Annotated in this window: 21 protein-coding genes; 15 read left to right on the top strand and 6 right to left on the bottom strand. The window is 43.5% G+C overall.

What is annotated here, in order from left to right; genetic code table 11:
* Positions 1-6 precede the first annotated feature (6 nt).
* Genes IEV39_RS06035 through lpxA form a run of 4 tightly spaced genes read left to right on the top strand, consistent with a single transcriptional unit; the run spans position 7 to position 2,858 of the window.
* Complete coding sequence (locus tag IEV39_RS06035) at positions 7-507, top strand: OmpH/Skp family outer membrane protein (protein ID WP_005285596.1); 501 nt, start codon at positions 7-9, stop codon at positions 505-507.
* A 3-nt stretch (positions 508-510) separates the two neighbouring features.
* Positions 511-1,581 (top strand): UDP-3-O-(3-hydroxymyristoyl)glucosamine N-acyltransferase, encoded by a 1,071-nt coding sequence (lpxD, locus tag IEV39_RS06030; RefSeq protein ID WP_005285599.1) that lies wholly within the window; start codon positions 511-513, stop codon positions 1,579-1,581.
* A gap of 6 nt (positions 1,582-1,587) precedes the next feature.
* Complete coding sequence (gene fabZ / locus IEV39_RS06025) at positions 1,588-2,073, top strand: 3-hydroxyacyl-ACP dehydratase FabZ (protein ID WP_004772011.1); 486 nt, start codon at positions 1,588-1,590, stop codon at positions 2,071-2,073.
* A complete protein-coding gene (gene lpxA / locus IEV39_RS06020; protein WP_005285601.1) occupies positions 2,070-2,858 on the top strand; it encodes an acyl-ACP--UDP-N-acetylglucosamine O-acyltransferase in 789 nt (262 codons plus the stop codon). Before fabZ ends, lpxA begins: the two co-directional genes overlap by 4 nt.
* 40 nt (positions 2,859-2,898) lie before the next feature.
* Here lpxA and IEV39_RS06015 read toward each other — a convergent pair whose 3' ends face one another.
* Positions 2,899-3,837: an AraC family transcriptional regulator gene (locus tag IEV39_RS06015; RefSeq protein WP_005285603.1), complete on the bottom strand. Its 939-nt coding sequence runs from the start codon at positions 3,835-3,837 to the stop codon at positions 2,899-2,901.
* A gap of 189 nt (positions 3,838-4,026) precedes the next feature.
* On the opposite strand from IEV39_RS06015, the gene IEV39_RS06010 reads away from it, so the two are divergent.
* A complete protein-coding gene (locus IEV39_RS06010) occupies positions 4,027-5,271 on the top strand; it encodes an alkane 1-monooxygenase (protein ID WP_005285605.1) in 1,245 nt (414 codons plus the stop codon).
* 159 nt (positions 5,272-5,430) lie between these two features.
* Positions 5,431-6,783 (top strand): glutathione-disulfide reductase, encoded by a 1,353-nt coding sequence (gorA, locus tag IEV39_RS06005; protein WP_005285607.1) that lies wholly within the window; start codon positions 5,431-5,433, stop codon positions 6,781-6,783.
* Positions 6,784-6,861: 78 nt separating this feature from the next.
* On the opposite strand, the gene IEV39_RS06000 is transcribed toward gorA, so the two are convergent.
* The 5 genes from IEV39_RS06000 to paaZ all read right to left on the bottom strand — a co-directional run bounded on the left by IEV39_RS06000 (position 6,862) and on the right by paaZ (position 14,062).
* Entirely contained in the window at positions 6,862-8,061 is a 1,200-nt protein-coding gene (locus tag IEV39_RS06000) for an acyl-CoA dehydrogenase family protein (RefSeq protein ID WP_005285609.1), read from the bottom strand.
* A 15-nt stretch (positions 8,062-8,076) separates the two neighbouring features.
* The gene (locus IEV39_RS05995; RefSeq protein ID WP_171067890.1) at positions 8,077-9,363 is read right to left on the bottom strand and encodes an acyl-CoA dehydrogenase family protein; all 1,287 of its coding nucleotides are present in this window, start codon (positions 9,361-9,363) and stop codon (positions 8,077-8,079) included.
* A 388-nt stretch (positions 9,364-9,751) separates the two neighbouring features.
* Complete coding sequence (locus IEV39_RS05990) at positions 9,752-11,095, bottom strand: spinster family MFS transporter (RefSeq protein ID WP_371873706.1); 1,344 nt, start codon at positions 11,093-11,095, stop codon at positions 9,752-9,754.
* Between the two features lie 486 nt (positions 11,096-11,581).
* Positions 11,582-11,872: a DUF1330 domain-containing protein gene (locus tag IEV39_RS05985; RefSeq protein WP_005285614.1), complete on the bottom strand. Its 291-nt coding sequence runs from the start codon at positions 11,870-11,872 to the stop codon at positions 11,582-11,584.
* An 87-nt stretch (positions 11,873-11,959) separates the two neighbouring features.
* On the bottom strand, positions 11,960-14,062 hold the full coding sequence (gene paaZ, locus IEV39_RS05980) for a phenylacetic acid degradation bifunctional protein PaaZ (protein WP_005285616.1): 2,103 nt from the start codon (positions 14,060-14,062) through the stop codon (positions 11,960-11,962).
* Between the two features lie 265 nt (positions 14,063-14,327).
* On the opposite strand from paaZ, the gene paaA reads away from it, so the two are divergent.
* The 9 genes from paaA to pcaF are packed head-to-tail and all read left to right on the top strand — an operon-like array spanning position 14,328 to position 22,301.
* Complete coding sequence (gene paaA, locus IEV39_RS05975) at positions 14,328-15,266, top strand: 1,2-phenylacetyl-CoA epoxidase subunit PaaA (protein WP_005285618.1); 939 nt, start codon at positions 14,328-14,330, stop codon at positions 15,264-15,266.
* A gap of 34 nt (positions 15,267-15,300) precedes the next feature.
* Complete coding sequence (gene paaB, locus IEV39_RS05970; protein ID WP_005230234.1) at positions 15,301-15,591, top strand: 1,2-phenylacetyl-CoA epoxidase subunit PaaB; 291 nt, start codon at positions 15,301-15,303, stop codon at positions 15,589-15,591.
* A gap of 12 nt (positions 15,592-15,603) precedes the next feature.
* Positions 15,604-16,359 (top strand): 1,2-phenylacetyl-CoA epoxidase subunit PaaC, encoded by a 756-nt coding sequence (gene paaC / locus IEV39_RS05965; protein WP_005285620.1) that lies wholly within the window; start codon positions 15,604-15,606, stop codon positions 16,357-16,359.
* 16 nt (positions 16,360-16,375) lie between these two features.
* Positions 16,376-16,876, top strand: a complete 501-nt coding sequence (paaD, locus tag IEV39_RS05960) for a 1,2-phenylacetyl-CoA epoxidase subunit PaaD (RefSeq protein ID WP_005285622.1) — start codon at positions 16,376-16,378, stop codon at positions 16,874-16,876.
* Between the two features lie 23 nt (positions 16,877-16,899).
* The gene (locus IEV39_RS05955; protein ID WP_005285623.1) at positions 16,900-17,961 is read left to right on the top strand and encodes a 2Fe-2S iron-sulfur cluster-binding protein; all 1,062 of its coding nucleotides are present in this window, start codon (positions 16,900-16,902) and stop codon (positions 17,959-17,961) included.
* Between the two features lie 10 nt (positions 17,962-17,971).
* Positions 17,972-18,745, top strand: coding sequence for an enoyl-CoA hydratase-related protein (locus IEV39_RS05950; RefSeq protein WP_032883242.1), 774 nt, complete (start codon positions 17,972-17,974; stop codon positions 18,743-18,745).
* Positions 18,745-19,536, top strand: coding sequence for a 2-(1,2-epoxy-1,2-dihydrophenyl)acetyl-CoA isomerase PaaG (gene paaG / locus IEV39_RS05945; protein ID WP_005285625.1), 792 nt, complete (start codon positions 18,745-18,747; stop codon positions 19,534-19,536). Before IEV39_RS05950 ends, paaG begins: the two co-directional genes overlap by 1 nt.
* A 2-nt stretch (positions 19,537-19,538) precedes the next feature.
* The gene (locus IEV39_RS05940) at positions 19,539-21,077 is read left to right on the top strand and encodes a 3-hydroxyacyl-CoA dehydrogenase (protein WP_005285626.1); all 1,539 of its coding nucleotides are present in this window, start codon (positions 19,539-19,541) and stop codon (positions 21,075-21,077) included.
* A 12-nt stretch (positions 21,078-21,089) separates the two neighbouring features.
* Positions 21,090-22,301 (top strand): 3-oxoadipyl-CoA thiolase, encoded by a 1,212-nt coding sequence (gene pcaF, locus IEV39_RS05935; protein WP_005285637.1) that lies wholly within the window; start codon positions 21,090-21,092, stop codon positions 22,299-22,301.
* Positions 22,302-22,328: the final 27 nt, after the last annotated feature.

Below are 22,328 nucleotides of genomic sequence, written 5' to 3'. Positions count from 1 at the left end.
GCAATAATGAAAACATTGACAAAGCTGATCTTAGGTTTGGGATTAACGGTTTCTGCAACAGTAAATGCTGCAGGATTGGCTGTAGTTGATTTGGCTAAGGTTGTAGAAAGTAGTACTTATCTTAAGCAACAAAATGCAAGTTTGAGCCAGTCAGTCAAACCGACTTCAACCCGTCTTGAGCAATTGGGTAAAGAGCTGGAGTCTTTACAACAAAAAGCACAGACTGAAGGCCAAAAAATGAATCAGGCTGATATTCAGAAGTTAACTGCTCAATATCAGTCAAAATTAAGTGAATTCAATTCAACTCAGCAAGGTTTGCAAAGCAAAGTTCAGTCGAGTTTGCAGGCGATGAACACAACTTTTGAAACACGTGTGAAGCAAGCTGCTGAACAATTGCGTAAAGAGAACAACTTAGACTTTATTTTGAATAAAAATTCTACGATTGCCTCTGACGCTCAGTATGATTTAACTGATAAAATGATTCAAAAGGTTAATTCAATTAAATAATCAATGAATAGACGTAGTTATCGTTTAGAAGAAATTGCTCACCTTGTCAAAGGTGAGTATTTCGGTGCACAAGATTTTCAGATCTCGGGCTTGGCAAGTTTAGAACATGCGCAAGAAAATCAGATCTGTTTCGTGAATGGCGAAAAATATCTAACTCAGGCTGAAGCCAGTCAAGCGGGTGCCTATATCGTCACAGCCTCGCTGAAATCACAACTGATCGATAAACAAAACTTTATTGTTGTCGATAATCCTTATCTCGCATTTGCGACTTTAACGCATATATTTGAAAAAAAGATTAGCCAACGCGGTATTGAAAGTACTGCCAAAATTCATCCCTCTGCAATGATTGCCGATGATGTATATATTGGTCACTATGTTGTAATTGGTGAGAACTGTGTGGTGGGTAACAATACGATTATTCAGGCACATGCTTTTATTGATGATGAAGTCGAGATTGGACAAGACTGTTTTATTGATGCACATGTCACCATTACCGGTGCTGCAAAACTGAAAGATCGTGTGCGTATCCATGCCAATACGGTTATTGGTACAGAAGGTTTTGGTTTTGCACCGTATCAAGGCAAGTGGCATCGTATTGCACAACTGGGTTCGGTTCGGATCGGAAATGATGTACGAATCGGTTCAAATTGCAGTATTGATCGTGGTGCACTGGACGATACAGTTCTGGAAGATGGTGTCATTATTGATAACCTTGTGCAAGTTGCTCACAATGTGCATATTGGTGAAAATACCGCCATCGCAGCCAACTGTGGAATCGCAGGCAGTGCACGGATTGGCAAAAACTGTATCATGGGCGGTGCCTCAGGGGTGGTTGGACACCTTACAATTGCAGATAATGTGACACTTACTGCAATGTCAATGGTCACAAGAAATATTTCTGAGGCTGGAACGTATTCTTCTGGCATGGGACTTTTTGAGAATAGTCACTGGAAAAAGACGATTGTGCGTCTTAGACAATTAGCAGATGTGCCATTGACCCAAATCACTAAAAGGCTTGATCATATGCAAGCTCAATTAGAGTCCCTTGAATCAACCTTTAAGTTACGTAAATAATTTATTATGACTGAGTCTACATCTCCAGCATTTACGATGCCTGAATTACCCATGGATATTCTTACCATTCGTGAATATTTACCCCATCGTTATCCATTTTTATTAGTTGATCGCGTTACGGAAATAACTGAGAACAGTATTGTCGGTTATAAGAACGTCTCGATTAATGAAGAGTTTTTCCAAGGGCATTTCCCGACTTATCCAATTATGCCTGGTGTTCTAATGATTGAAGCATTAGCACAGGTTTCTGGAATCTTGGGTTTTGTCTTAACTAATCAAAAGCCGAAAGCAGGTTCACTGTTTTTATTCGCAGGTGCAGAAAAAATCAGATTTAAAAAACAGGTTGTTGCAGGTGACCAGCTTGTCTTAAAATCTGAACTTGTGATGCAAAAACGTGGCATTTACAAGTACAATTGTACTGCTAGCGTTGATGGCATTGTTGCTGCAACGGCAGAGATTATTATTTCACACCAGAAAATAGAGCAGACATGAGTAGTCAAAATTTAATACATCCCACAGCAATTATTGACCCGTCTGCAGAAATCGCATCTGATGTACAAATTGGTCCGTATTGCGTTGTGGGTCCAAATGTAAGTATTGACTCTGGTACAAAATTACATTCACACGTTGTTATTGGCGGTTTTACGAGAATTGGTAAAAATAATGATATTTTCCAGTTCTCGAGTATTGGGGAAATTTGTCAGGATTTAAAATATCAGGGCGAAGAAACCTGGTTAGAAATCGGTGATCACAACTCGATTCGCGAACATTGTACCTTGCATCGCGGTACGGCTCAGGATCATGGCCTGACCAAAATTGGTAGCCATAACCTGTTAATGGTAAACACGCATATCGCGCATGACTGTGTGATTGGGAACCATAATATTTTTGCCAATAATGTCGGTGTTGCAGGACATGTCCATGTTGGCGATCATGTGATTGTCGGCGGTAATGCGGGCATTCACCAATTCTGCAAAATCGATTCATATAGCATGATCGGCGGCGCAGCGCTTATCCTTAAGGATGTACCGGCTTATATCATGGCCTCTGGTAATCCTGCACGCGCTTTCGGTATGAATATTGAAGGAATGCGTCGTAAAGGATGGTCTCGTGATACGATTCAGGGTTTACGAGAAGCTTATAAACTGATTTATAAATCGGGCTTAACCACTGAACAGGCGATTGAACAGATTCGTAATGAAATTCTGCTCAAAACACCTGAAGCCCAGCTGTTCATTGATTCATTGGAACAATCCACACGCGGTATCGTGCGTTAATCAATGACGAGAAGGAAAAAAGACACATGAGTGTCTTTTTTTATGCCTGATTTTCTTCCTCGATAAATAGCTGCCGATATTGTTTGGGGGAATGTTCGAAAGTACGTTTAAAGGCCTGACTAAACGCAGTTTCTGAGGAGTAACCGACTTTATTGGCAATTTGTTGTATCGAATAGTTACTTTTACGTAGGTATTGGCTGGCCAGACGCATACGATGTTGTTGCAAATAGGCCAGAGGTGATTCACCAATCACCTCATGGAATAAGCTGGCAAACTTGGAACGTGACATACAGCATTGTTCTGCCAGTGATTCCACTGTCCAGGCATCCTCAGGATGGTTGTGGATGGCTGCCAGACTATTACTGAGTTCTGGATGATTTAAGGCACTAAGCCAGCCATGCTGGCTTGAGATTTGCTGGATATGATCACGGATACATTTAATGAGCAGGATATTGACCAAGTGATCGATAATAATATCGCGACCGGCCTGAATATTCTGTGTTTCTAAAGCCAGGAAATGTAAGCCGATTTGTAGCCATTCAGGTGCATTGGTATCTCCATGTTGCAGATGGATGATTGGAGGTAAAGCCTGAATAAAAGGACGTGCCATGATGGTATCAATCTGGCAGCGTACTGTCAGAATGAGATTTTTCTCAGATGAATGAGTACCGAACTCGATGGCTTCTTCTTGATGTCCATCAAACAATTTTGAAATATCTACCGCATCAACCAGTTTGGTAATCGCATTGTCTGCACCGGTATGGGCTTTTCCGGATGGAATAACTACAATTTCACCCGCATGGGCAGTTAAACTATTTTGTGCATCAATTTGAATAAAAACAGAACCTACCAGAACAATATGAACAAGCAAAGCCGTTTGATCTTGGCAAATGAAACTCCATTCTCCTTGAGTTTTCAAGTAGATATATTCAGTGTGATTTAAATGAATATCCGCAAATATTTTACTTAAAGCATCCATATGATTTTTTAACGATGTATTCATTTAAATTATAGAGAGCTGCGCCAATAACTCAATATGTGTTTATAGGACAAAAACAGGGGGGATGATGCCAAAGACTTTGACATAGCTTTTTTGGACGCTTGCAACTGTCATGAATTCCATAATTCATCAAAATATACTTATATATACAAAGACATGGATAAGATGATGAATGCGCCAGTAAATGTTGAGCAAGAACTTACACCAGTAAGCATTCCAAAGTCAAAAACTCAGTTGGATCGTAAACGTTATTTATGGGCGATTAGCCCGGCTCTACCTGCCATTGGGATTGGTATTTTAGCAGGTTATCAATTTGCACCACGTCCATTGAAAAAAATCTTTGCTTTAGGTGGTCCAATTGTTTTACACATTGTGATTCCAACGATTGATACGATTATTGGAAAAGATGCAAATAATCCAACAGATGAAGATATTAAACTGCTGGAAAAAGACCCGTATTATTCTCGTTTGGTGAAAAGCTTTATTCCCTTACAATATGCCGCCAATGTCTATGCCTGTTATTTAACCAGCCGTAAAGAAACTTCCTTCTTAGACAAAATCTTATTGGGCATCTCAATGGGAGCCGTCAACGGGATTGCAATTAATACCGCACATGAGCTGAGTCATAAACATGATCGTATTGATCATATCTTGTCACATCTTGCATTGGTGCCAACGGGTTACAACCATTTCCGTATTGAACATCCTTATGGTCACCATAAGCGTGCTGCTACGCCTGAGGATCCAGCATCTTCACAAATGGGTGAAACCTTCTATGAGTTTTGGCCGCGTACCGTAATCGGATCTTTCAAATCGGCAATTGAGATTGAAACCACACGTTTAAAACGTAAGGGCAAAGAATTCTGGTCAACTGAAAATGAATTGCTCCAAGGCTGGGGCATGAGTGCTGCATTTCATGGTTCAATGATTGGTTTGTTTGGTAAGGGGGTAATTCCTTATCTGGCAGCCCAGTCTTTCTATGGGATTAGCTTGTTCGAGATTATTAATTATATCGAACACTACGGTCTAAAACGTCAAAAAGACAAGAATGGTAAATATGAACGTACCATGCCTGAGCATAGCTGGAACAATAATAATATTGTGACCAACCTGTTCCTGTATCAATTGCAGCGTCATTCAGATCATCATGCTTATCCAACCCGTCCATTCCAAGCCTTGCGTCATTTTGATGAGGCTCCAGAACTGCCAAGTGGTTATGCAAGTATGCTATTGCCTGCCTTGATTCCACCGCTATGGTCAAAAATGATGGATAAGCGCGTATTTGATCATTATAAAGGTGATTTGAATAAAGCGAATATTTATCCAAAGCGTCGTGCCAAACTGTTTAAAAAATTTGGTGTAGTGGATCAATCTCTACAACAAACTTCGGTTGCGACTGAAACGACTGAATAATTCATAAAAGCATGTTCAAAGCAGGGCACTGGTGAGTCATCATCAGTGCCTTTTTATTTTCTTGTATTAAAACTTTAAACAAGTACGGATTTTACATATTCTTGCTGTATATCTATGTATAACTTAAAAATAATTTTATCAGCGATGTATGAGGCAAAGATGACAAAACATTATGATTATATTGCGATTGGTGCTGGAAGTGGCGGAATTGCCTCGGTAAATCGTGCTGCCATGTACGGAAAAAAGTGTGCCTTAATTGAAAAAGCCGAGCTTGGGGGAACCTGTGTCAATGTAGGCTGTGTACCTAAAAAAGTGATGTGGTATGCGGCGCATGTAGCTGAGGCCATCCATAAATATGGTCCAGATTACGGTTTTAACAGTAAGGTTGAATCTTTCGACTGGCACACCTTAATTAAAAATAGACAAGCATATATCGATCGGATTCATCAGTCCTATCAAAATAGCCTAAGCAATAATAAGGTTGACCTTATTCATGGCGCGGCTCATTTTATTGATAAAAATACCATTGAAGTCAACGGTGAGCGATTTACTGCCGATCATATCCTGATTGCAACAGGGACCCAGCCATCATTACCCCACATTGAAGGGGTTGAATATGGTATTGATTCAAATGGATTCTTTGAACTGACCGCTTTACCAAAGACCACTGCAGTGATCGGTTCAGGCTATATCGCGGTTGAGCTGGCGGGTGTACTCAATGCTTTAGGCTCACACGTCGGATTGTTTATTCGTAAGGATTTACCAGTAAGACGTTTTGATGCATTTGTGAGTGAAACCCTGGTAGAAGTTATGCAAACAGATGGCATTGCGGTTCATACTCAAGCTGTGCCAATGAAAATCACAAAAAATGCCGATGATTCCGTTACTTTATATTTAGAAAATGGTGAAAGCCATACGGTGGATTGCTTGATCTGGGCAACTGGACGAGAGCCAAATACTGCGAGTTTAAATCTGGATAAAGCCAATGTTCAGCTGGATGAGCGAGGCTATATTCAAGTCGACAAATACCAGAATACCTCACAGCAAGGAATTTATGCGGTGGGTGATATTACTGGGAAAATGGAGCTGACTCCGGTTGCTGTGGCTGCGGGGCGTAGACTGTCTGAACGTTTATTTAACCATAAACCGGATGAGCATCTGGACTACGACAATATTCCGACCGTGGTGTTTAGCCATCCTCCGATTGGAACAGTGGGGATTACGGAAAAAGAGGCCATTGAACAATACGGTCAACAAGCGGTTAAAGTGTATAACTCATCCTTTACTGCGATGTATAGTGCCATTACCCAGCATCGTCAGCCAACCAAAATGAAACTGGTTTGTGTCGGTGAAGATGAAAAAATTGTCGGTATTCATGGGATCGGCTTTGGCATGGATGAGATTTTGCAAGGTTTTGCTGTGGCTCTAAAAATGGGTGCCACCAAGCAAGATTTTGATAATACTGTTGCGATTCATCCTACCTCTGCCGAAGAATTTGTGACGATACGGTAATAGAAATCTTATTCATTAAAATAAAAAGGACATGATCAACACGTCCTTTTTATTTTGATTATTTAGATGAAACAGCAATTACTTCAATTCACTGGATGATTTACCTAATTCACGACGGGCAATGATTAACTGCTGGATTTGTTGTGTACCTTCAAAAATATCCAGAATTTTTGAGTCACGCGCCCATTTTTCCAGTAATTCATCTTCGCCATAACCGACACTGGCAGCCAACTCGACACATTTCAGCGTAATTTCATTGCCTACACGACCTGCTTTGGCTTTGGCAATCGACGCTTCCTTGGAATTTGGCTTTTTATTGTCTGCCATCCAGGTTGCCTTGATCATCAATAAGCGCGCAGCTTCCCACTCGGCTTCCATACGATAGATTTGTGCAGCCAAGTTTGAGGTTTGTAAGTAGGGTGTTGCATAGTCAGGATCAAGCTGATCTTTAAAAATTTCCTTGATACGCTCTAAAGAGGCTTTAGCACATCCAATTGCCATTGCAGCGACCAGCGGACGAGTATTGTCAAAGGTTTCCATGACGCCTGCAAAACCTTTAGCCACATCAATTTCTGGATTCCCCAATAAATTGGCAGCAGGAACACGGCAGTCAATAAAGCTGATCACCGCAGTATCAGAGGCTTTAATGCCCAGTTTATGTTCCAGACGCTCGACCTTCATTCCTGGCGTACCTTTGGGTACCACGAAAGATTTAATGGCAGCACGCCCTAACTTTTTATCTAATGTTGCCCACACCACCACAGAGTCAGCACGTTCTCCTGAGGTGACAAAGATTTTTTCACCATTCAGGATATAGTCATCGCCATCTTTGGTCGCCGTGGTCCGGATCGCAGCAGAGTCAGAACCACAACCCGGCTCTGTAATCGCCATTGCTGCCCAGGTTCCTTTGAAGCGTTCAAGTTGTTCATCATTGGCGACTGCCGCGATAGCAGAGTTCCCCAAGCCTTGACGCGGCATACTCAGTAACAGGCCTGTATCGCCATAGCACATTTCAATAATGCCGAGCGCTGCTGACATATTGCCGCCATTCACCACCGTATCCGGGTTTACCGTACCACGTTTGCTGGCATTGGCTGCACCGACACCTTCACCACTTTCATTCATACCATCCAGTAAAGCCGCCAGCATATCCAGCTCTTTGGGATAGGCGTGTTCAGCTTTGTCATATTTACGTGAAATAGGGCGTAAAACATTCAGCGCAGTTTCGTGTGCCTGATCCACCAGCATTTTGAATTTTTTCGGATTTTGTAAATTCATTATTGTTCTCCAAAATTAAGCATGTAAGCCAGAATGCAGGATTGCAGTCGCACGCAGGTCACGATACCAACGTTCAACAGGATGCTCTTTGGTAAAGCCATGACCCCCCAGAATTTGTACGCCATCCGTTCCGATTTTCATTGATTTTTCAGCACAGAGCAGACGTGCCAGGTAGGCTTCACGATGGAAGGGCTGTCCGGCTTCTGCCAAGCTTGCAGCATTGAGCACCAGCATGCGCATGGCATCAATTTCTATCGCCATATCTGCGATCATAAAGGCCACACTTTGACGATGCGAAATAGGTTCGCCAAAAGCTGTACGTTCATTGGCATATTTAATACAGTACGCTTTAATCGCTTCGCATGTGCCAATCGCCATGGCACACCACATCAGGTTGCCCAGATCGACAAAAGCAGTGTAATCAAAATCAGCATCGCCTAAGCGTAAGGCTGGCGTTTGATTGAATAAAAGGGTTGCTGTTTCAGCAGCTTTGAGTCCCATTGCAGGGTTGGCTTTGATGGCAATCGTTTCATTGGTTTGCACCACAAAAATGTCAGGCTGGCCATTGAACTCCGCACTGACCAAGAAAACATCAGCAATGTCACCTAAAATAACCAAGCTTTTTTCACCGGTGATATAGAACTGTCCATTGGCTTCAGTGGCCGTGGTTTTTAACTGGTAGGGGTTAAAAGCAGGTGTTGCTTCCTGAAATGCGAAAGTTGCCGTAACATCAGTATCTTCTGCAAACACACGTAAATACATCGATTGCACTTGGGTTGAGCCCCAGCGTGTGATGGCATTGATAACACTGAAGGTGCTGAGTAAACCTGCGGTCAGACTGAAATCCCCCTTAGCCAAGCTTTCTGCAATCAAAATATTACTGACAATATTTTGTTCTGCTGCCACACCGCCCAATGCCTCTGGCAAAGCGTAATAGTTAAGTCCCAAATCAACCAAATGTTGCCACAACTGTTCAGGGAATTGGGCCTGATGATCTGCCTCATGCGCCAAACTGTATAGGACTTCTTCAGCAAATTGTGACATCGCGTCAACCGTCATTTGTTGTTCTTCAGTCAGGCTCAGATCAAACAGATTCTTGTTGGTCTGGGTGGGAAGACGCTGTTTGTCGATCGGTTGTGGCTTAAATGCTTTTTGTGTTTTATTCAGTACCTTAAAGCCTGTTTTTGAACCCTGATATAATGATTTTTCTACAAATTTTCTTAATTTGAGTTGATCAAGCATTTCGCTTCCTGCGAGTTTGGTGATCAAAGATAGCCCAAACCCTTGAGCCTTATTCATCATGTTTGACATGGTTATATCCTGGAGGATGGTTGTAAATTTATGCTGACATGCTCCTGATCAAAAGACTATGTCCTGTTTGACATGTGGACTGGAGAAAGATAAAGAGTAAAGTGTATAGTTAAAGTTTTATAGGTTTTTGTTTTTTATATGTTTAAAAAAATATCAGGAAAATAATTTTTAAAAAAATTGACCAAAATGACAAAGTTTAAGTTTAGCTGATTGAAGATTGGCAAAAGTTTTGGTCTGGAATCATTTAGTTAGATAGATTTGCCAGTCAAATTTTTTATCCAGATTTAGAAATATGTTATTTCAGATAGCGTTTTTATTTGAGCACTTAGATTTAAGCCTTCCTTAAACTACGAATAAGGGAGGCTTAAAGTAGACTGTTTTAATTCAGTTTTTCAAGCAGGATGCTTTCCCGATAATATTTGCATCCTTTAAACAGCAAGAAAACACCAATTATTCCTGCAATCGCATTCACAATCGAAATGGAGTTTCCAACCATCAGTGTATTTTCAAAATATTTATCAGTTAATAACGCGACTGCTGTTGTGCCAACACCTAATGCAATTAGATTAGAGATAAGCAAAAATTTGGCTGAAACCTGAGCGCGTAATTGATTTGGAGTGAGCATTTGGGTGGCCGCTGCCGAGGCGGGAATTGGAAAAGTTGAGAAGAACATGGCGATAAAAATTAGGCCAAAGGATAGATACATATTGTCAACTTGAGTGAATATAACACTTGGTAGTACAAGCGCGGCACAGCCGATCATACCTGCTCGAATGGCAGCATCGCTATATCCTTTTTTAGAAAAGTAATCGATGAGCCATCCACAAAATAATGCGCCCGCAGTGTTGGCAATTAAAATGATACTCCCGAGAATATAACCTGTTTGGCTGGCATCTAAACCAAAGTGACGCATATAGAATGCAGGCGCCCAGCCAAGCAGTGAGTACAGCATCATGGTATAGAAAGAAAAACCAATAAAATGACAAAAGAAGGTTTTTTTGTGAGTTTTAATAAATGCAATGGAGTTTTTAAAGGACGCCTGTATGACCTGTCCATTCTGATCCAGCTTTAAACCTTTACGTTTAGGTTCTTTCACCGTCAGAATCATGACTAAAGCCAGTAAAACACCTGGTAATCCTACGATGAAAAAGGTGAGTTGCCATGTTTTTAATTGTCCGATCACAGGCAAAACCACCATATCTATATTTTTTAATAGGCTAATCACATAACCGCCAATTAGAAAGGCCAGACCTGAACCAATGAATGCCCCAATCGCATATAAACCTAGAGCACGTCCCAGTTTTTCTTTGGGGAATAGGTCTGTAACGATCGAATAAAATGCTGGTGATAAAGCGGCTTCGCCCGCACCGACACTTAATCGGGCAATAAACATCTGGATAAAGTTTTTACTCAAGCCACATGCTGCTGTAGCAAGACTCCAGAAGGCGATGCCAATAGAAATAATTTTGATTCGTGATTTTTTGTCTGCAAGCGCAGCAATCGGAATGCCCATAAAAGCATAAAATAAAGAGAAAGCCAGACCTTGTAATAAGCTGAACTCCGTGTCAGTTAACATGAGATCTTGTTTAATCGGTTCGATCATCAAGGACAGAATCTGGCGATCTACAAAAGAAAGAATATACGCCACCATACAGATCACGACGACATACCATTGATAGCCGAAGCTTTCTTGGGTATGAAGTTCCTGCTCTTTCTGTACCATGTGCTCGGGTGAGTGGTTGGTTTCGTGCTCATTCCTGCCGAGCACATTTTCTAGGTTGTTATCATTCATTTGCATCTTCCTATGATGACTGGGATTTTAAACTTGATACTTTTTTATTGAATTATTTATTTTTTAGTATCGTCTTTTTATTTATATAAAGTTTTAATTAATCAAGCAATACACAATTAGAACAAAAGTGAAAATTAATCAAAAGAATAAAGAAAATGGATAAATATTTTATAAACAGGAAGGTTGAGGAAATGGTTTTATACAAAATAGGATTTATTTATTAAAGGGTTATCATGGGGATGGTGGGTTTAATACTTTGTTGTTATTATGAGTTTTAAAATAACTGTATTATGAATTTTGCTATATTTTTATTATGATGCATACAATCTAACTCCTCCCGTCTATAATAAAAGAAGGATAATTAAAAATATGATTCTATTTCTAAATTTTAGATAATTTTTTAGTTTTTTAATTAAATCAGCTTAAACCTTCTGTCAAAATCACAATATATTCGCCTGCCAAATCACGATGCTTTTTGGCTTGCTGATAGGCATCGCTGTGATACCAGTCCTGAGCTTCCTGCATCGTGCCAAATTTAATGATGGCAACGCCGTCGCTTTCAATATTTTCCAGAGCAATCGCTTGTCCATAAAAAACAATCGGTTCAGCTGAAAAACCTTGACTCGCCTGGCGTGCCAAAGTGGTGTAGGTTTTCATTTCATCTTTATTTTTTAATTCTTTACGAATCAGAATGATATAAGCGCTCATGGATTTTCCTGCATTAAACTGAGGGTGAACATAGCCTATTTTGAATGGGCTTGATGGATCGTTAAGGGTATCCATCAAGCGCTAATTTTAAGCTGCGCGGGCAACCAAAGTTAAAATATCATAGGTTGCCACCAATTCATCTCGTTGATTTTTCACCTTGATATCCCAGACCACGACGCCGTGTTCAGGTTGGGATGGATCTTTTTGCGGTTTAGGTGTTTTTTGCTTACAGGTCAGTTCAACACGAATCGAATCACCAATTTTAACCGGCTCAACAAAACGTAAGTTGTCCATACCATAATTGGCAATCACAGGGCCTTGGGCTGCATCGACAAATAATCCCGCTGCTGCCGAGACAATGAAATAACCATGGGCGACACGCTCACCAAAGAACGAATCAGCCGCAGCAATTTTATCGGTATGCGCATAAAAATAGTCACCGCTGAGGCAGGCGAAATTGACAATATCTGCTTCGGTCACGGTACGGCGTGCAGTCAGTAAACGCTCGCCAATGACCAGCTCATCAAATGATTTTTTGAATGGATGAACGCGGTCTTGATTGATATTTGCACCTGCGGTCCATGAATGGGTGACGTGAGTCAGGCTATTAGGTGAACCTTGAATTGCGGTACGTTGCATATAGTGTTTGACTGCACGGATGCCACCCAGTTCTTCACCGCCACCAGCACGGCCTGGGCCGCCGTGAACGAGGTGAGGTAGTGGAGAACCATGTCCGGTACTTTCTTTGGCTGACTCTTCATCCAGAATATGGACACGCCCGTGCCACGGTGCAATTTTCTGGATGATCTGTTCAATATTTTCATCCGTATTTTTTACTACTGAGGCCACCAGACTGCCTTCACCACGTGCCACCAGATCAGCCAGTTCATCGATGGATTGATAAGGCATCAAGGTACATACCGGGCCGAATGCTTCCGTGGTATGCACTGAGACGGCTTCTAATGGTTTTTCGCATCGTAAAAGTGTTGGTGGAAAGAAGGCCCCTTTTTCTGGATGGTCCGCATTAAATTTGTATGCGCTATCTCCACCAAATACAATTTGGGCTTCTTTTGCCAGTTCAGCCACTTTGGCTGCCACATCAAGCTTTTGTTTCGGGCTGGCCAATGCGCCCATCGTCGTATCTGGTTTTTGTGGATCACCCACCACGACTTTTGCCAGTTTAGCGCTCAGTTTTTGCTGGACCTGTTCAAGTAACGCCTGAGGTACAAAGGCACGGCGAATGGCAGTACATTTTTGTCCAGCTTTGGTGGTCATTTCACGAAATACTTCGCGTACAAACAGGTCTAGGGTTGCTTCATTCGCTTCTGGACTGAGAATCGCGCTATTGACTGAATCTGCTTCCATGCTGAATGGAATTGAATATTTGTTTAAATGCGGATGATTACGCAGCTTTTGCCCGGTATAGGCCGAGCCGGTAAAGGTCACGCAGTCCTGCGGGCCTAAATAATCAAATAGATCATTAATTTGACCACAGATCAGTTGTAGTGAACCTTTCGGTAAGATGCCTGTTGCAACAATCGCCTCAACAACCGCTTGGGTCAGTTGGGCACCCTCAGTCGCGGGTTTGACAATACATGGCACGCCAGCCAATAAGGTTGGTGCAATTTTTTCCAGCATGCCCCAGATCGGGAAGTTAAAGGCATCGATATGAACAGCAACACCAGCTTTAGGGCTTAAAATATGCTTGGCACCAAAAGTGCCGTTTTTAGAGAGCTGAATCCAGCTATCTTCGGTAATGATTTTTTCATCATTGAGTTCACGGCGCACCAGACTTGAATAGGCAAATAAGGTCTGAATCCCGCCTTCGATATCAATCCAGGCATCTTTACGGGTTGCACCAGTGGCATGCGCCAAGCCGTAGAACTGTTCTTTTTGTTCAAGTAAATGCTGGGCAATTTGTTTTAAGGCATGGGCACGTTGATGAAAAGTCCAGTTGGCCAGTTCAGTACCATTCTGCTTGGCATACTTGACCACTTGCTGCATATCGATGCCATGACTACTGACGGTATAGATCGGCGCACCCGTAATCGCATGGACAACAGTACGCGTATCTTCATGGCTGGAATGCCAGGTTCCATAGACATAAGACGCCAGTCTGGTTAATGGCTGGCTTGAGCTTTGTTCATCAATATCCTTGGCTGTTTCTTCTTGGTGTGCTTGTTCAAGCATGATCAAACTCCATTTTTATGTGATACATCAATTCTAGAAATATTAAAAATATGATTCATAATTTCATGTTGAACGCGTTAAAAGTCAACCTTATTTTGTTTTAAAGTCGAAATAAAATTTTTAATAATTTAATTAAAATTAAATAAATCAATATCTTGAATTCTGTTTTGTGATTGATTTTAATTTGATACAAAAATATTGATTGACTTTGTTTTGTGTGTATCGAAAAATAGATTCATGGATGAAATCCTCAAGGAATTGACACATGGAAAATAATTATCAGAAATTTGAGCACAATATTGCCAATGACATCACCATCGAAGCCAAGGATGAAATGCCTGAGGCCTATCGTAAAACCTTGATTCGCCAGATTGGACAACACGGTCATTCGGAAATTGTCGGTATGCTGCCAGAAGGTAACTGGATTACCCGTGCACCAACCTTAAAACGTAAAGCGGTATTACTGGCGAAAGTTCAGGATGAGGCAGGACATGGTCTCTATCTTTACAGTGCGGCTGAAACCCTGGGTGCAGACCGTGATGAGATGATGGAAAAACTGATTGATGGGAAAATGAAATATTCATCGATCTTTAATTATCCAACGGTGAGCTGGGCTGATGTCGCGGCGATTGGCTGGTTGGTCGATGGTGCTGCAATTGTCAATCAGGTGGCCTTGTGTCGTACTTCTTACGGGCCGTATGCGCGTGCCATGGTGCGAATCTGTAAAGAAGAAAGTTTCCATCAACGTCAGGGTTTTGAAGCCATGATGGCATTGGCCGCTGGTTTACCAGAACAGAAACAAATGGCGCAAGATGCGGTGAACCGTTTTTGGTGGCCAGCTTTAATGATGTTTGGTCCAAGTGATGAGCATTCCCCAAACAGTGCGCAAAGCATGGCCTGGGGAATCAAGCGTTTTAGTAATGATGAATTGCGCCAGAAGTTTGTCGATAACACCGTGCCACAAGTATTACAGCTTGGCCTAACGGTGCCTGATCCTGACTTGAAATGGAATGAAGCAACCGGTCATTACAGCTATGGCGAGATTGACTGGCAAGAGTTTAATGAGGTGATTGCGGGTCGCGGGCCTTGTAACCATGAACGCATCGAGGCACGCCGCAAGGCTTGGGAAAATGGCAAGTGGGTGCGTGATGCAGCCGTGGTCTACGCCAAAAAACAGCAACAACAGGTCGGTAAAGTTGCTTAAAACAGCATTGATGGAAAAAATTAAGGATATCGCAATGGAAAATAAGAACAACTGGTCGCTTTATGAAGTGTTCGTGCGCAGTAAACAGGGTTTGAGCCACCGTCATGTGGGTAGTTTAAGAGCGCCTGATGATGAGATCGCCCTACAACATGCACGTGATGTATATACCCGCCGCAATGAAGGTATCAGTATCTGGGTGGTGCGTTCGGAACTGATTAAATCTTCACAGCCTGATGAAAAAGCCGAGTTTTTTGAACCTGCATTGGACAAAGTCTATCGTCATCCGACTTTCTATCATATCCCTGATGGCATTGAGCACATGTAAGGGAGTATGAAAATGAATAACCCGATTTTATCGAAGTTTTTATTACATATCGGCGACAGTCAACTGGTGTTGGCACAACGTCTGGCCGAGTGGTGTGGTCATGCGCCTGAACTGGAAATTGATATTGCATTGGCCAATATCGGTCTGGATTTGCTCGGTCAATCCCGAAATTTCCTGACCTTGGCTGGGCAATATGAAGCCGAAAAGCGTGATGAAGACCAGTTGGCCTATTTTCGTAATGAACGTGAGTTTCTGAACTTACTATTATGCGAACAACCGAATGGTGATTTTGCGCAAACCATCGTGCGTCAATGGTTAATGGATCATTACCATGTGCTGTTATTAACCGCTTTAGCTGAATCGGCAACGCCAGAAGTCGCGGCATTGGCGGTGAAATCCTTAAAAGAAGCCAAATATCACATTCGTTTCTCTACCAGCTGGATGGAGCGTTTAAGCCTCAGCACAGCAGAGGCGCATCAACGTGTGCAACAGGCATTAGACAATTTGTGGCGTTTTAGCGCTGAACTGTTTGAACTCACTGCGGAAGAACAGCTACTGGTTGAGCAGGGCATCATTGCTGATTTATCTGGCGAAAAAGCGCAATGGGACCAGGTCGTAGCTGCTGAGCTGAAGCGTTTTGAATTGAGCATTCCTGCAAATGGTGCCTACCGCCGTGGTGCTAAACAAGGTTTGCATACCGAACATCTGGGTTATCTGCTGGCTGAAATGCAATCCATTCAACGCAGTTATCCTGAAATGACCTGGTAAGGCAAGGAGTGTCGCCATGCAGATGATTCGTCATTGTATTGACCAATGTTGGGATGTTTTACACAAGGTCAGCGACCCAGAGATTCCAGTGCTGTCGGTGGTGGATTTGGGCATGATCCGTGGCGTGGAGTTGAATGAACAGCAAGAAATTATTGTTCGATTGACACCAACTTATAGCGGTTGTCCAGCTACTGACTTGTTAAAAGCACAGATTGTCGAAGCACTGGCAGCAGAAGATTTGATTCCCGCAAAAGTCATGATTGATTTATCAGAAGCATGGACCACGGACTGGATGTCGGACGCCGGCAAACAGAAGCTGCAAGCCTATGGTATCGCCCCACCAGAAGGTACGGCACAACAGTGCGGAACGCATGTGCATCTGAGCGATGGTGTGGTTTGTCCTCATTGCAAGAGTCGAAAAACCCGACTGTTAACCGAGTTCAGCTCCACCGCTTGCAAAGCACTTTACAAATGTCAGGACTGCCTTGAACCCTTTGATTATTTTAAATGTATTTGAAGTCTTGGATAAGGAAATCAGCCATGAGCCAATTTATTCCATTAAAAGTAAAAACAATTACACCACAGACCGATCAGGCGATTTGCATTGCCTTTGATCTGGCCGTAGAACAAAAGAAACAGTTTCAATTTCAGCCAGGGCAGCATCTCACCATTCGCCATTTAACCGAAGCTGGGGAAATTCGCCGATGCTATTCAATCTGTAGTTATGCGCCAAAAGAAGACATCAGTATTGCCGTGAAAAAGATTGAGCAGGGTCAATTTTCCAATTGGGTCAATGAGCATTTAAAAGTAGGTGATGTGCTGGAAGTAATGCCACCGCAAGGGGTGTTTTTTCAGAAAGCGGCGCGAACCGGCGGTCAGGCGTATTTAGGTATTGCTGCGGGCAGTGGCATTACTCCGATCCTGTCAATTATCAAACAGGTGCTGTTCGAGCAAGACTCGGCGAATTTCACCTTGTTATATGGCAACCGTTCGTGGAAACAGACCATGTTTGCCGAGCAGATCATGGACCTGAAAGACCAGTTTAAAGAACGTTTTCAGCTCATCAATATTTTCTCTCGGGAATTCAATGACAGCGAGTTGCTGAATGGCCGGATTGATGAAGACAAGCTCAAGCAGTTATTTGAACATGACGTGTTAGAACCAGACTTTGACCATGTCTTTGCCTGTGGTCCTGATGACATGATGGACACAGTTGAACGCCTGTTACCGGATTACGGGGTGGCTAAAGAGTGCATTCATACCGAGCGTTTTAATACTGGGCATGTCCGTAAACGGTCAGTGGAAGCCGATGCCAATCGTAAGGAAGAAAAAGTCAATATCGTACTCGATGGGCGAGAGTTGATTGTTGCGGTTGGACAAGAGGATGAAAGTATTCTGGATGCTGCCTTACGTGCAGGTGCAGATTTGCCTTATGCCTGCAAAGGTGGCGTCTGCGCAACCTGTCGCTGCAAGGTACTGTCAGGTGAAGTGGATATGTTCCTGAATTATAGCCTTGAACAGGATGAGGTGGAAAAAGGCTATGTACTGAGCTGCCAGACCTTACCCAAAGGCGCAAATGTGCGTTTGAGCTTTGATGAGTAGAGAAACAGCGATGCAAACATTGATTCAGGTTGAAACGCCGCTTGAGGGTGTCATGCTGTTGAGCTTAAACCGTCCAGAAAAACGCAATGCCTTGAACAATGCCACCTTACAGCATCTATGTGATTTGCTGGAACAGGCTGAACACGATGTCCAGGTGAAAGTGGTTGTGCTAACCGGCAATAGTAATTGCTTTGCTGCGGGTGCAGACCTGAGCGAGTTGGCGGCAATGGATGCAGTGTCTTTACAACTCGATATTCGTCCAAAGCTGTGGCAAAAAATTGACAGTTTTAGCAAACCTATCATTGCAGCAGTGAATGGTTATGCCTTGGGTGCAGGTTTTGAACTGGTTCTACATTCGGACATGGTGATTTGTGGAGATAATGCCAAATTTGCCTTGCCGGAAATTGGTTTAGGCATGTTACCCGGTGCGGGCGGAACACAGCGTTTAGCCCGTCTGGTGGGACAGCAACTGACCATGCGCTGGGCCATGACGGGTGAAATGATCCCAGCTCAGCAGGCACAGCAACATGGCATCTGTAGTGAAGTGGTACCGGCTGCGCTCACCGTGGAATATGCCATTCAACTGGCAAGCAAGATTGCCAAACAGGCGCCTTTGGCAATTCGGGTGATCAAGCAATCGATCAAAAGTATCCATGAAACCACATTAAGTCAGGGCCTGAAATCCGAACGGCAAAACTTTGTCTGGTTGGCAGCCACCAAAGATCGAAATGAAGGCATTAATGCATTTTTTGAAAAAAGAAAACCAGTATTTAGAGGTGAGTGATGGACTATAACAATATTATCGTGGAAGAAAAAAATGCGGTGGGCTACTTAACCTTTAACCGTCCACAGGCCTTGAATAGCTTTAATGTAGACATGCACCGAGAAGTCGCAGAAGTTTTGAATCTCTGGGCGAAAAAAACGGAGGTTCGCTGTATTGTGATCAGCGGCGAAGGTCGTGGTTTCTGCGCAGGACAGGATTTGGGGGATCGTGTCGTTGATCCGAACGCTGCGGCACCCGATCTGGGATATTCGATTGAAACTTACTATAACCCGCTGATTAGAACCCTTGTGAATATGCCAAAGCCGGTGATCTGTGCCGTAAATGGCGTGGCGGCGGGTGCCGGAGCAAATATCGCCTTGGCCTGCGATCTGGTGATTGCCGCCAAATCTGCCAACTTTGTGCAAGCCTTTTGCCGTTTAGGTCTGGTACCTGATTCGGGCGGAACCTGGTTCCTGCCACGTGCAGTCGGTCATGCACGTGCCATGGGACTGGCGTTGCTGGGTGATAAATTGCCTGCTGAAATTGCCAAAGAATGGGGCATGATCTGGGATGTGGCTGAAGATAGCGAATTAAAAAGCAAGGTCACAGAGCTGGCGGAACGTCTTGCCAAGCAACCGACTTTTGGTCTGTCACTGATTAAAAAAGCGCTTCATCAATCCAGTAACCATAGTTTTGATGAACAGATGCATTTAGAACGCGATTTTCAGCGTATTGCGGGCCGTTCAGAAGATTATCGTGAAGGAGTCCAAGCCTTTATGAATAAGCGCGAGCCAAACTTTCAGGGGCGTTAAGCATGATGAGTTTCGATTTATCCCATGCCAAAATCGCCGTGATTGGCTCGGGGACCATGGGAATTGGGATTGCCCAGTTGGCGATCATTAATGGTCACGCTACGATTCTTTATGATCTTGATCGTGAAAAGGCTCAGCAGGAGGTTGATGGATTACATCAGACTTTTGCTAAACTGGTTGAAAAAGGCAGGATAACGCATGAGCAGGTTCAGCAGGCATGTTCCCGTCTAAGCATTGCCAACGGTATAGACGATTTAGCAGATGTGGATCTAGTAATTGAGGCCGTGGTTGAAAAACTGGAGGTCAAGCAGGCATTGTTTCAACAGCTTGCAAGCATTTGTAGTGAACAGACTGTTTTTGCCACTAATACCTCTTCAATCTCAGTCACTGCGATTGCAGCAGGGATTCCGCAGCCTGAACGTGTGGTGGGTTTGCATTTCTTCAATCCTGCACCAGTAATGAAGTTGGTCGAAATTGTCCAAGGTTTAAAAACGCCAGTTGCCTTATGTCAGGCCTTAAAAGCCTTGATGCTGGTTTGGAAAAAAATCCCGGTACTGACCAAATCGACACCTGGTTTTATTGTGAACCGGATTGCCCGTCCATTTTATGCAGAAGCGTTTCGTGCCTTGCAAGAACAGGTCACCAGCTATGATCAACTGGATTATGCCTTAAAGCAGTGTGGTGGTTTTGCCATGGGGCCATGTGAGTTAACCGATCTGATTGGGCAGGATGTGAATTTTTCTGTGACCCAAAGTGTTTATGAAGCGTTCTTTTATGAGCCACGCTACCGTCCGAGTCTGGTGCAGAAGGAACTGGTCGATGCTGGCGCATGGGGACGCAAGTCAAAGCAAGGTTTCTATCACTATGATGCAAGAAACCAGTATTCGACATTTCAACCTCAAGCCCTGAGCACCACACCTTTTCAAGCACAGATACAGGTTAAAGGTACATGGTCTCAGTTACCTGAGTTATTCACACGCCTGGCACTCAATAGCGGGACTGAACATGAACAAAATATCATTCAGATAGACGATATTGATCTGCGTTTCAGTCAGGGTGAATCTGCCCACCTGAACTATCTAAGCCGTAAAACGGTATTGATGGATTGGCATCATGATTTTGCGCAGGCGCAAGCGGTGGTCCTGAGTCATAACCCGTTATGCCAAGCCGATGATCTGGCAAAAGTTGAGGCATTTTTTGCCCAATATCAGATTCATGTGATCTGGATTAAAGACCATCCTGCACTATTAACCTTGCGAACTATTGTCCTGTTGATCAATGAAGCCTGTGAGGCCAGCCTGCACGGGATTGCCACTATGGAAGATATTGATAATGCCATGCGATATGGGGTCAATTATCCTAAGGGGCCGTATCAATGGATGATGCAATTGGGCGCAGCGTATGTGCTACAAACCCTCAATAATTTATATGCCATCTATGGCGAAGAAAAATATCGTGCAAGTCTTTATCTCAAGCAATACGTGGCAAAGCAACAAAGCCTGGCGCTCGATGATTCAAAAGATTTAACCGCATGTGCATAAAAAGGAGTGATCATGGAAGACGTGTTAATTTGTGATTTTATTCGCACCCCGATTGGCCGCTATGCTGGTGCGCTCAGCTCGGTACGTACGGATGATCTTGCGGCATTGCCTATCAAACATTTAAAAGAAAAACATGCGCATCTGCCGTGGCAAGATTTAGATGAAGTCTATTTGGGCTGTGCCAATCAGGCGGGTGAAGATAACCGTAATGTGGCACGCATGGCAACCTTGTTGGCGGGATTACCAGAGGCAGTTCCTGCCATGACCGTGAATCGTCTTTGTGCTTCAGGACTGGATGCCGTAGGCTTGGCGGCACGTTCGATCAAATCGGGCGAATCACAATTTGTACTGGCGGGCGGGGTCGAGTCGATGAGTCGGGCACCTTTTGTGCAAGCCAAGCCAACCGAGGCTTTTGGTCGTAGCCCTGAAATTTTTGATACCACTATTGGCTGGCGTTTCATCAATAAAAAGATGAAAGCTGACTATGGGACGGACAGCATGCCTGAAACCGCTGAGCATGTGGCTGAAAAATACCAGATCAGTCGTCAGGATCAGGATGCATTTGCGCTTAGGAGTCAACAAAAAGTGGCTGCGGCACAACAGGCCGGCTTTTTTGAAGGTGAAATACTGCCTGTTGAACTGGCCGATCGTAAAAAGAAGATCACTGTCTTTTCAAAGGATGAGCATCCGCGTGCCGATACCAGTCTGGACAGCTTGGCAAAACTGAAAGCTCCATTCCGTAAAGAAGGTGGTTCGGTGACGGCGGGTAATGCATCGGGTGTCAACGATGGCTCGGCGTGTGTCTTGCTCACCAATCGTCAGTTTGCCGATACACATGGCTTAAAGCCCTTGGCACGTGTGGTGGCGATGAGCAGTGCCGGGGTTGAACCGAAATATATGGGGATTGGACCAGTGCCTGCAGTACAAAAATTGTTGAAACAAACAGGGCTCAGTCTGGACCAAATGGATGTGATTGAGCTGAACGAGGCTTTTGCCGCGCAATCCTTGGCCTGTATGCGCGAGTTAGGTCTTCAGGATGATGATACCCGTGTTAATCCGAATGGTGGTGCGATTGCACTCGGCCATCCGCTTGGGATGAGTGGCACGCGTTTGGTGATGACCGCAACCAGAGAACTGAAAAGACGCCAAGGTAAATACGCGCTTTGTACCATGTGTGTCGGTGTTGGGCAAGGTGTCGCCCTGATTTTAGAAAATATAGCTTAATTCAATTGAAACGAAACGGTTCGAATA

The organism is Acinetobacter courvalinii, from assembly GCF_014635545.1.
Classification (GTDB): Bacteria; Pseudomonadota; Gammaproteobacteria; order Pseudomonadales; family Moraxellaceae; genus Acinetobacter; species Acinetobacter courvalinii.
Note: the sequence above shows the minus strand (reverse complement) of the source record. Positions and strands in the feature narration are given on the sequence as shown.

Bases quoted from the DNA above. Each gene is read 5' to 3' on its own strand.
- IEV39_RS05955 (WP_005285623.1), top strand. From the start codon at position 16,900: ATGAGCCAATTTATTCCATTAAAAGTAAAAACAATTACACCACAGACC.
- paaD (WP_005285622.1), top strand. From the start codon at position 16,376: ATGCAGATGATTCGTCATTGTATTGACCAATGTTGGGATGTTTTACAC.
- paaC (WP_005285620.1), top strand. From the start codon at position 15,604: ATGAATAACCCGATTTTATCGAAGTTTTTATTACATATCGGCGACAGT.
- pcaF (WP_005285637.1), top strand. From the start codon at position 21,090: ATGGAAGACGTGTTAATTTGTGATTTTATTCGCACCCCGATTGGCCGC.
- IEV39_RS05995 (WP_171067890.1), bottom strand. From the start codon at position 9,363: ATGATGAATAAGGCTCAAGGGTTTGGGCTATCTTTGATCACCAAACTC.
- IEV39_RS05990 (WP_371873706.1), bottom strand. From the start codon at position 11,095: ATGGTACAGAAAGAGCAGGAACTTCATACCCAAGAAAGCTTCGGCTAT.
- IEV39_RS06035 (WP_005285596.1), top strand. From the start codon at position 7: ATGAAAACATTGACAAAGCTGATCTTAGGTTTGGGATTAACGGTTTCT.
- lpxD (WP_005285599.1), top strand. From the start codon at position 511: ATGAATAGACGTAGTTATCGTTTAGAAGAAATTGCTCACCTTGTCAAA.
- paaZ (WP_005285616.1), bottom strand. From the start codon at position 14,062: ATGCTTGAACAAGCACACCAAGAAGAAACAGCCAAGGATATTGATGAA.
- paaB (WP_005230234.1), top strand. From the start codon at position 15,301: ATGGAAAATAAGAACAACTGGTCGCTTTATGAAGTGTTCGTGCGCAGT.
- gorA (WP_005285607.1), top strand. From the start codon at position 5,431: ATGACAAAACATTATGATTATATTGCGATTGGTGCTGGAAGTGGCGGA.
- IEV39_RS06000 (WP_005285609.1), bottom strand. From the start codon at position 8,061: ATGAATTTACAAAATCCGAAAAAATTCAAAATGCTGGTGGATCAGGCA.
- IEV39_RS06015 (WP_005285603.1), bottom strand. From the start codon at position 3,837: ATGGATGCTTTAAGTAAAATATTTGCGGATATTCATTTAAATCACACT.
- IEV39_RS05950 (WP_032883242.1), top strand. From the start codon at position 17,972: ATGCAAACATTGATTCAGGTTGAAACGCCGCTTGAGGGTGTCATGCTG.
- paaA (WP_005285618.1), top strand. From the start codon at position 14,328: ATGGAAAATAATTATCAGAAATTTGAGCACAATATTGCCAATGACATC.
- paaG (WP_005285625.1), top strand. From the start codon at position 18,745: ATGGACTATAACAATATTATCGTGGAAGAAAAAAATGCGGTGGGCTAC.
- IEV39_RS05985 (WP_005285614.1), bottom strand. From the start codon at position 11,872: ATGAGCGCTTATATCATTCTGATTCGTAAAGAATTAAAAAATAAAGAT.
- lpxA (WP_005285601.1), top strand. From the start codon at position 2,070: ATGAGTAGTCAAAATTTAATACATCCCACAGCAATTATTGACCCGTCT.
- IEV39_RS06010 (WP_005285605.1), top strand. From the start codon at position 4,027: ATGAATGCGCCAGTAAATGTTGAGCAAGAACTTACACCAGTAAGCATT.
- fabZ (WP_004772011.1), top strand. From the start codon at position 1,588: ATGACTGAGTCTACATCTCCAGCATTTACGATGCCTGAATTACCCATG.
- IEV39_RS05940 (WP_005285626.1), top strand. From the start codon at position 19,539: ATGATGAGTTTCGATTTATCCCATGCCAAAATCGCCGTGATTGGCTCG.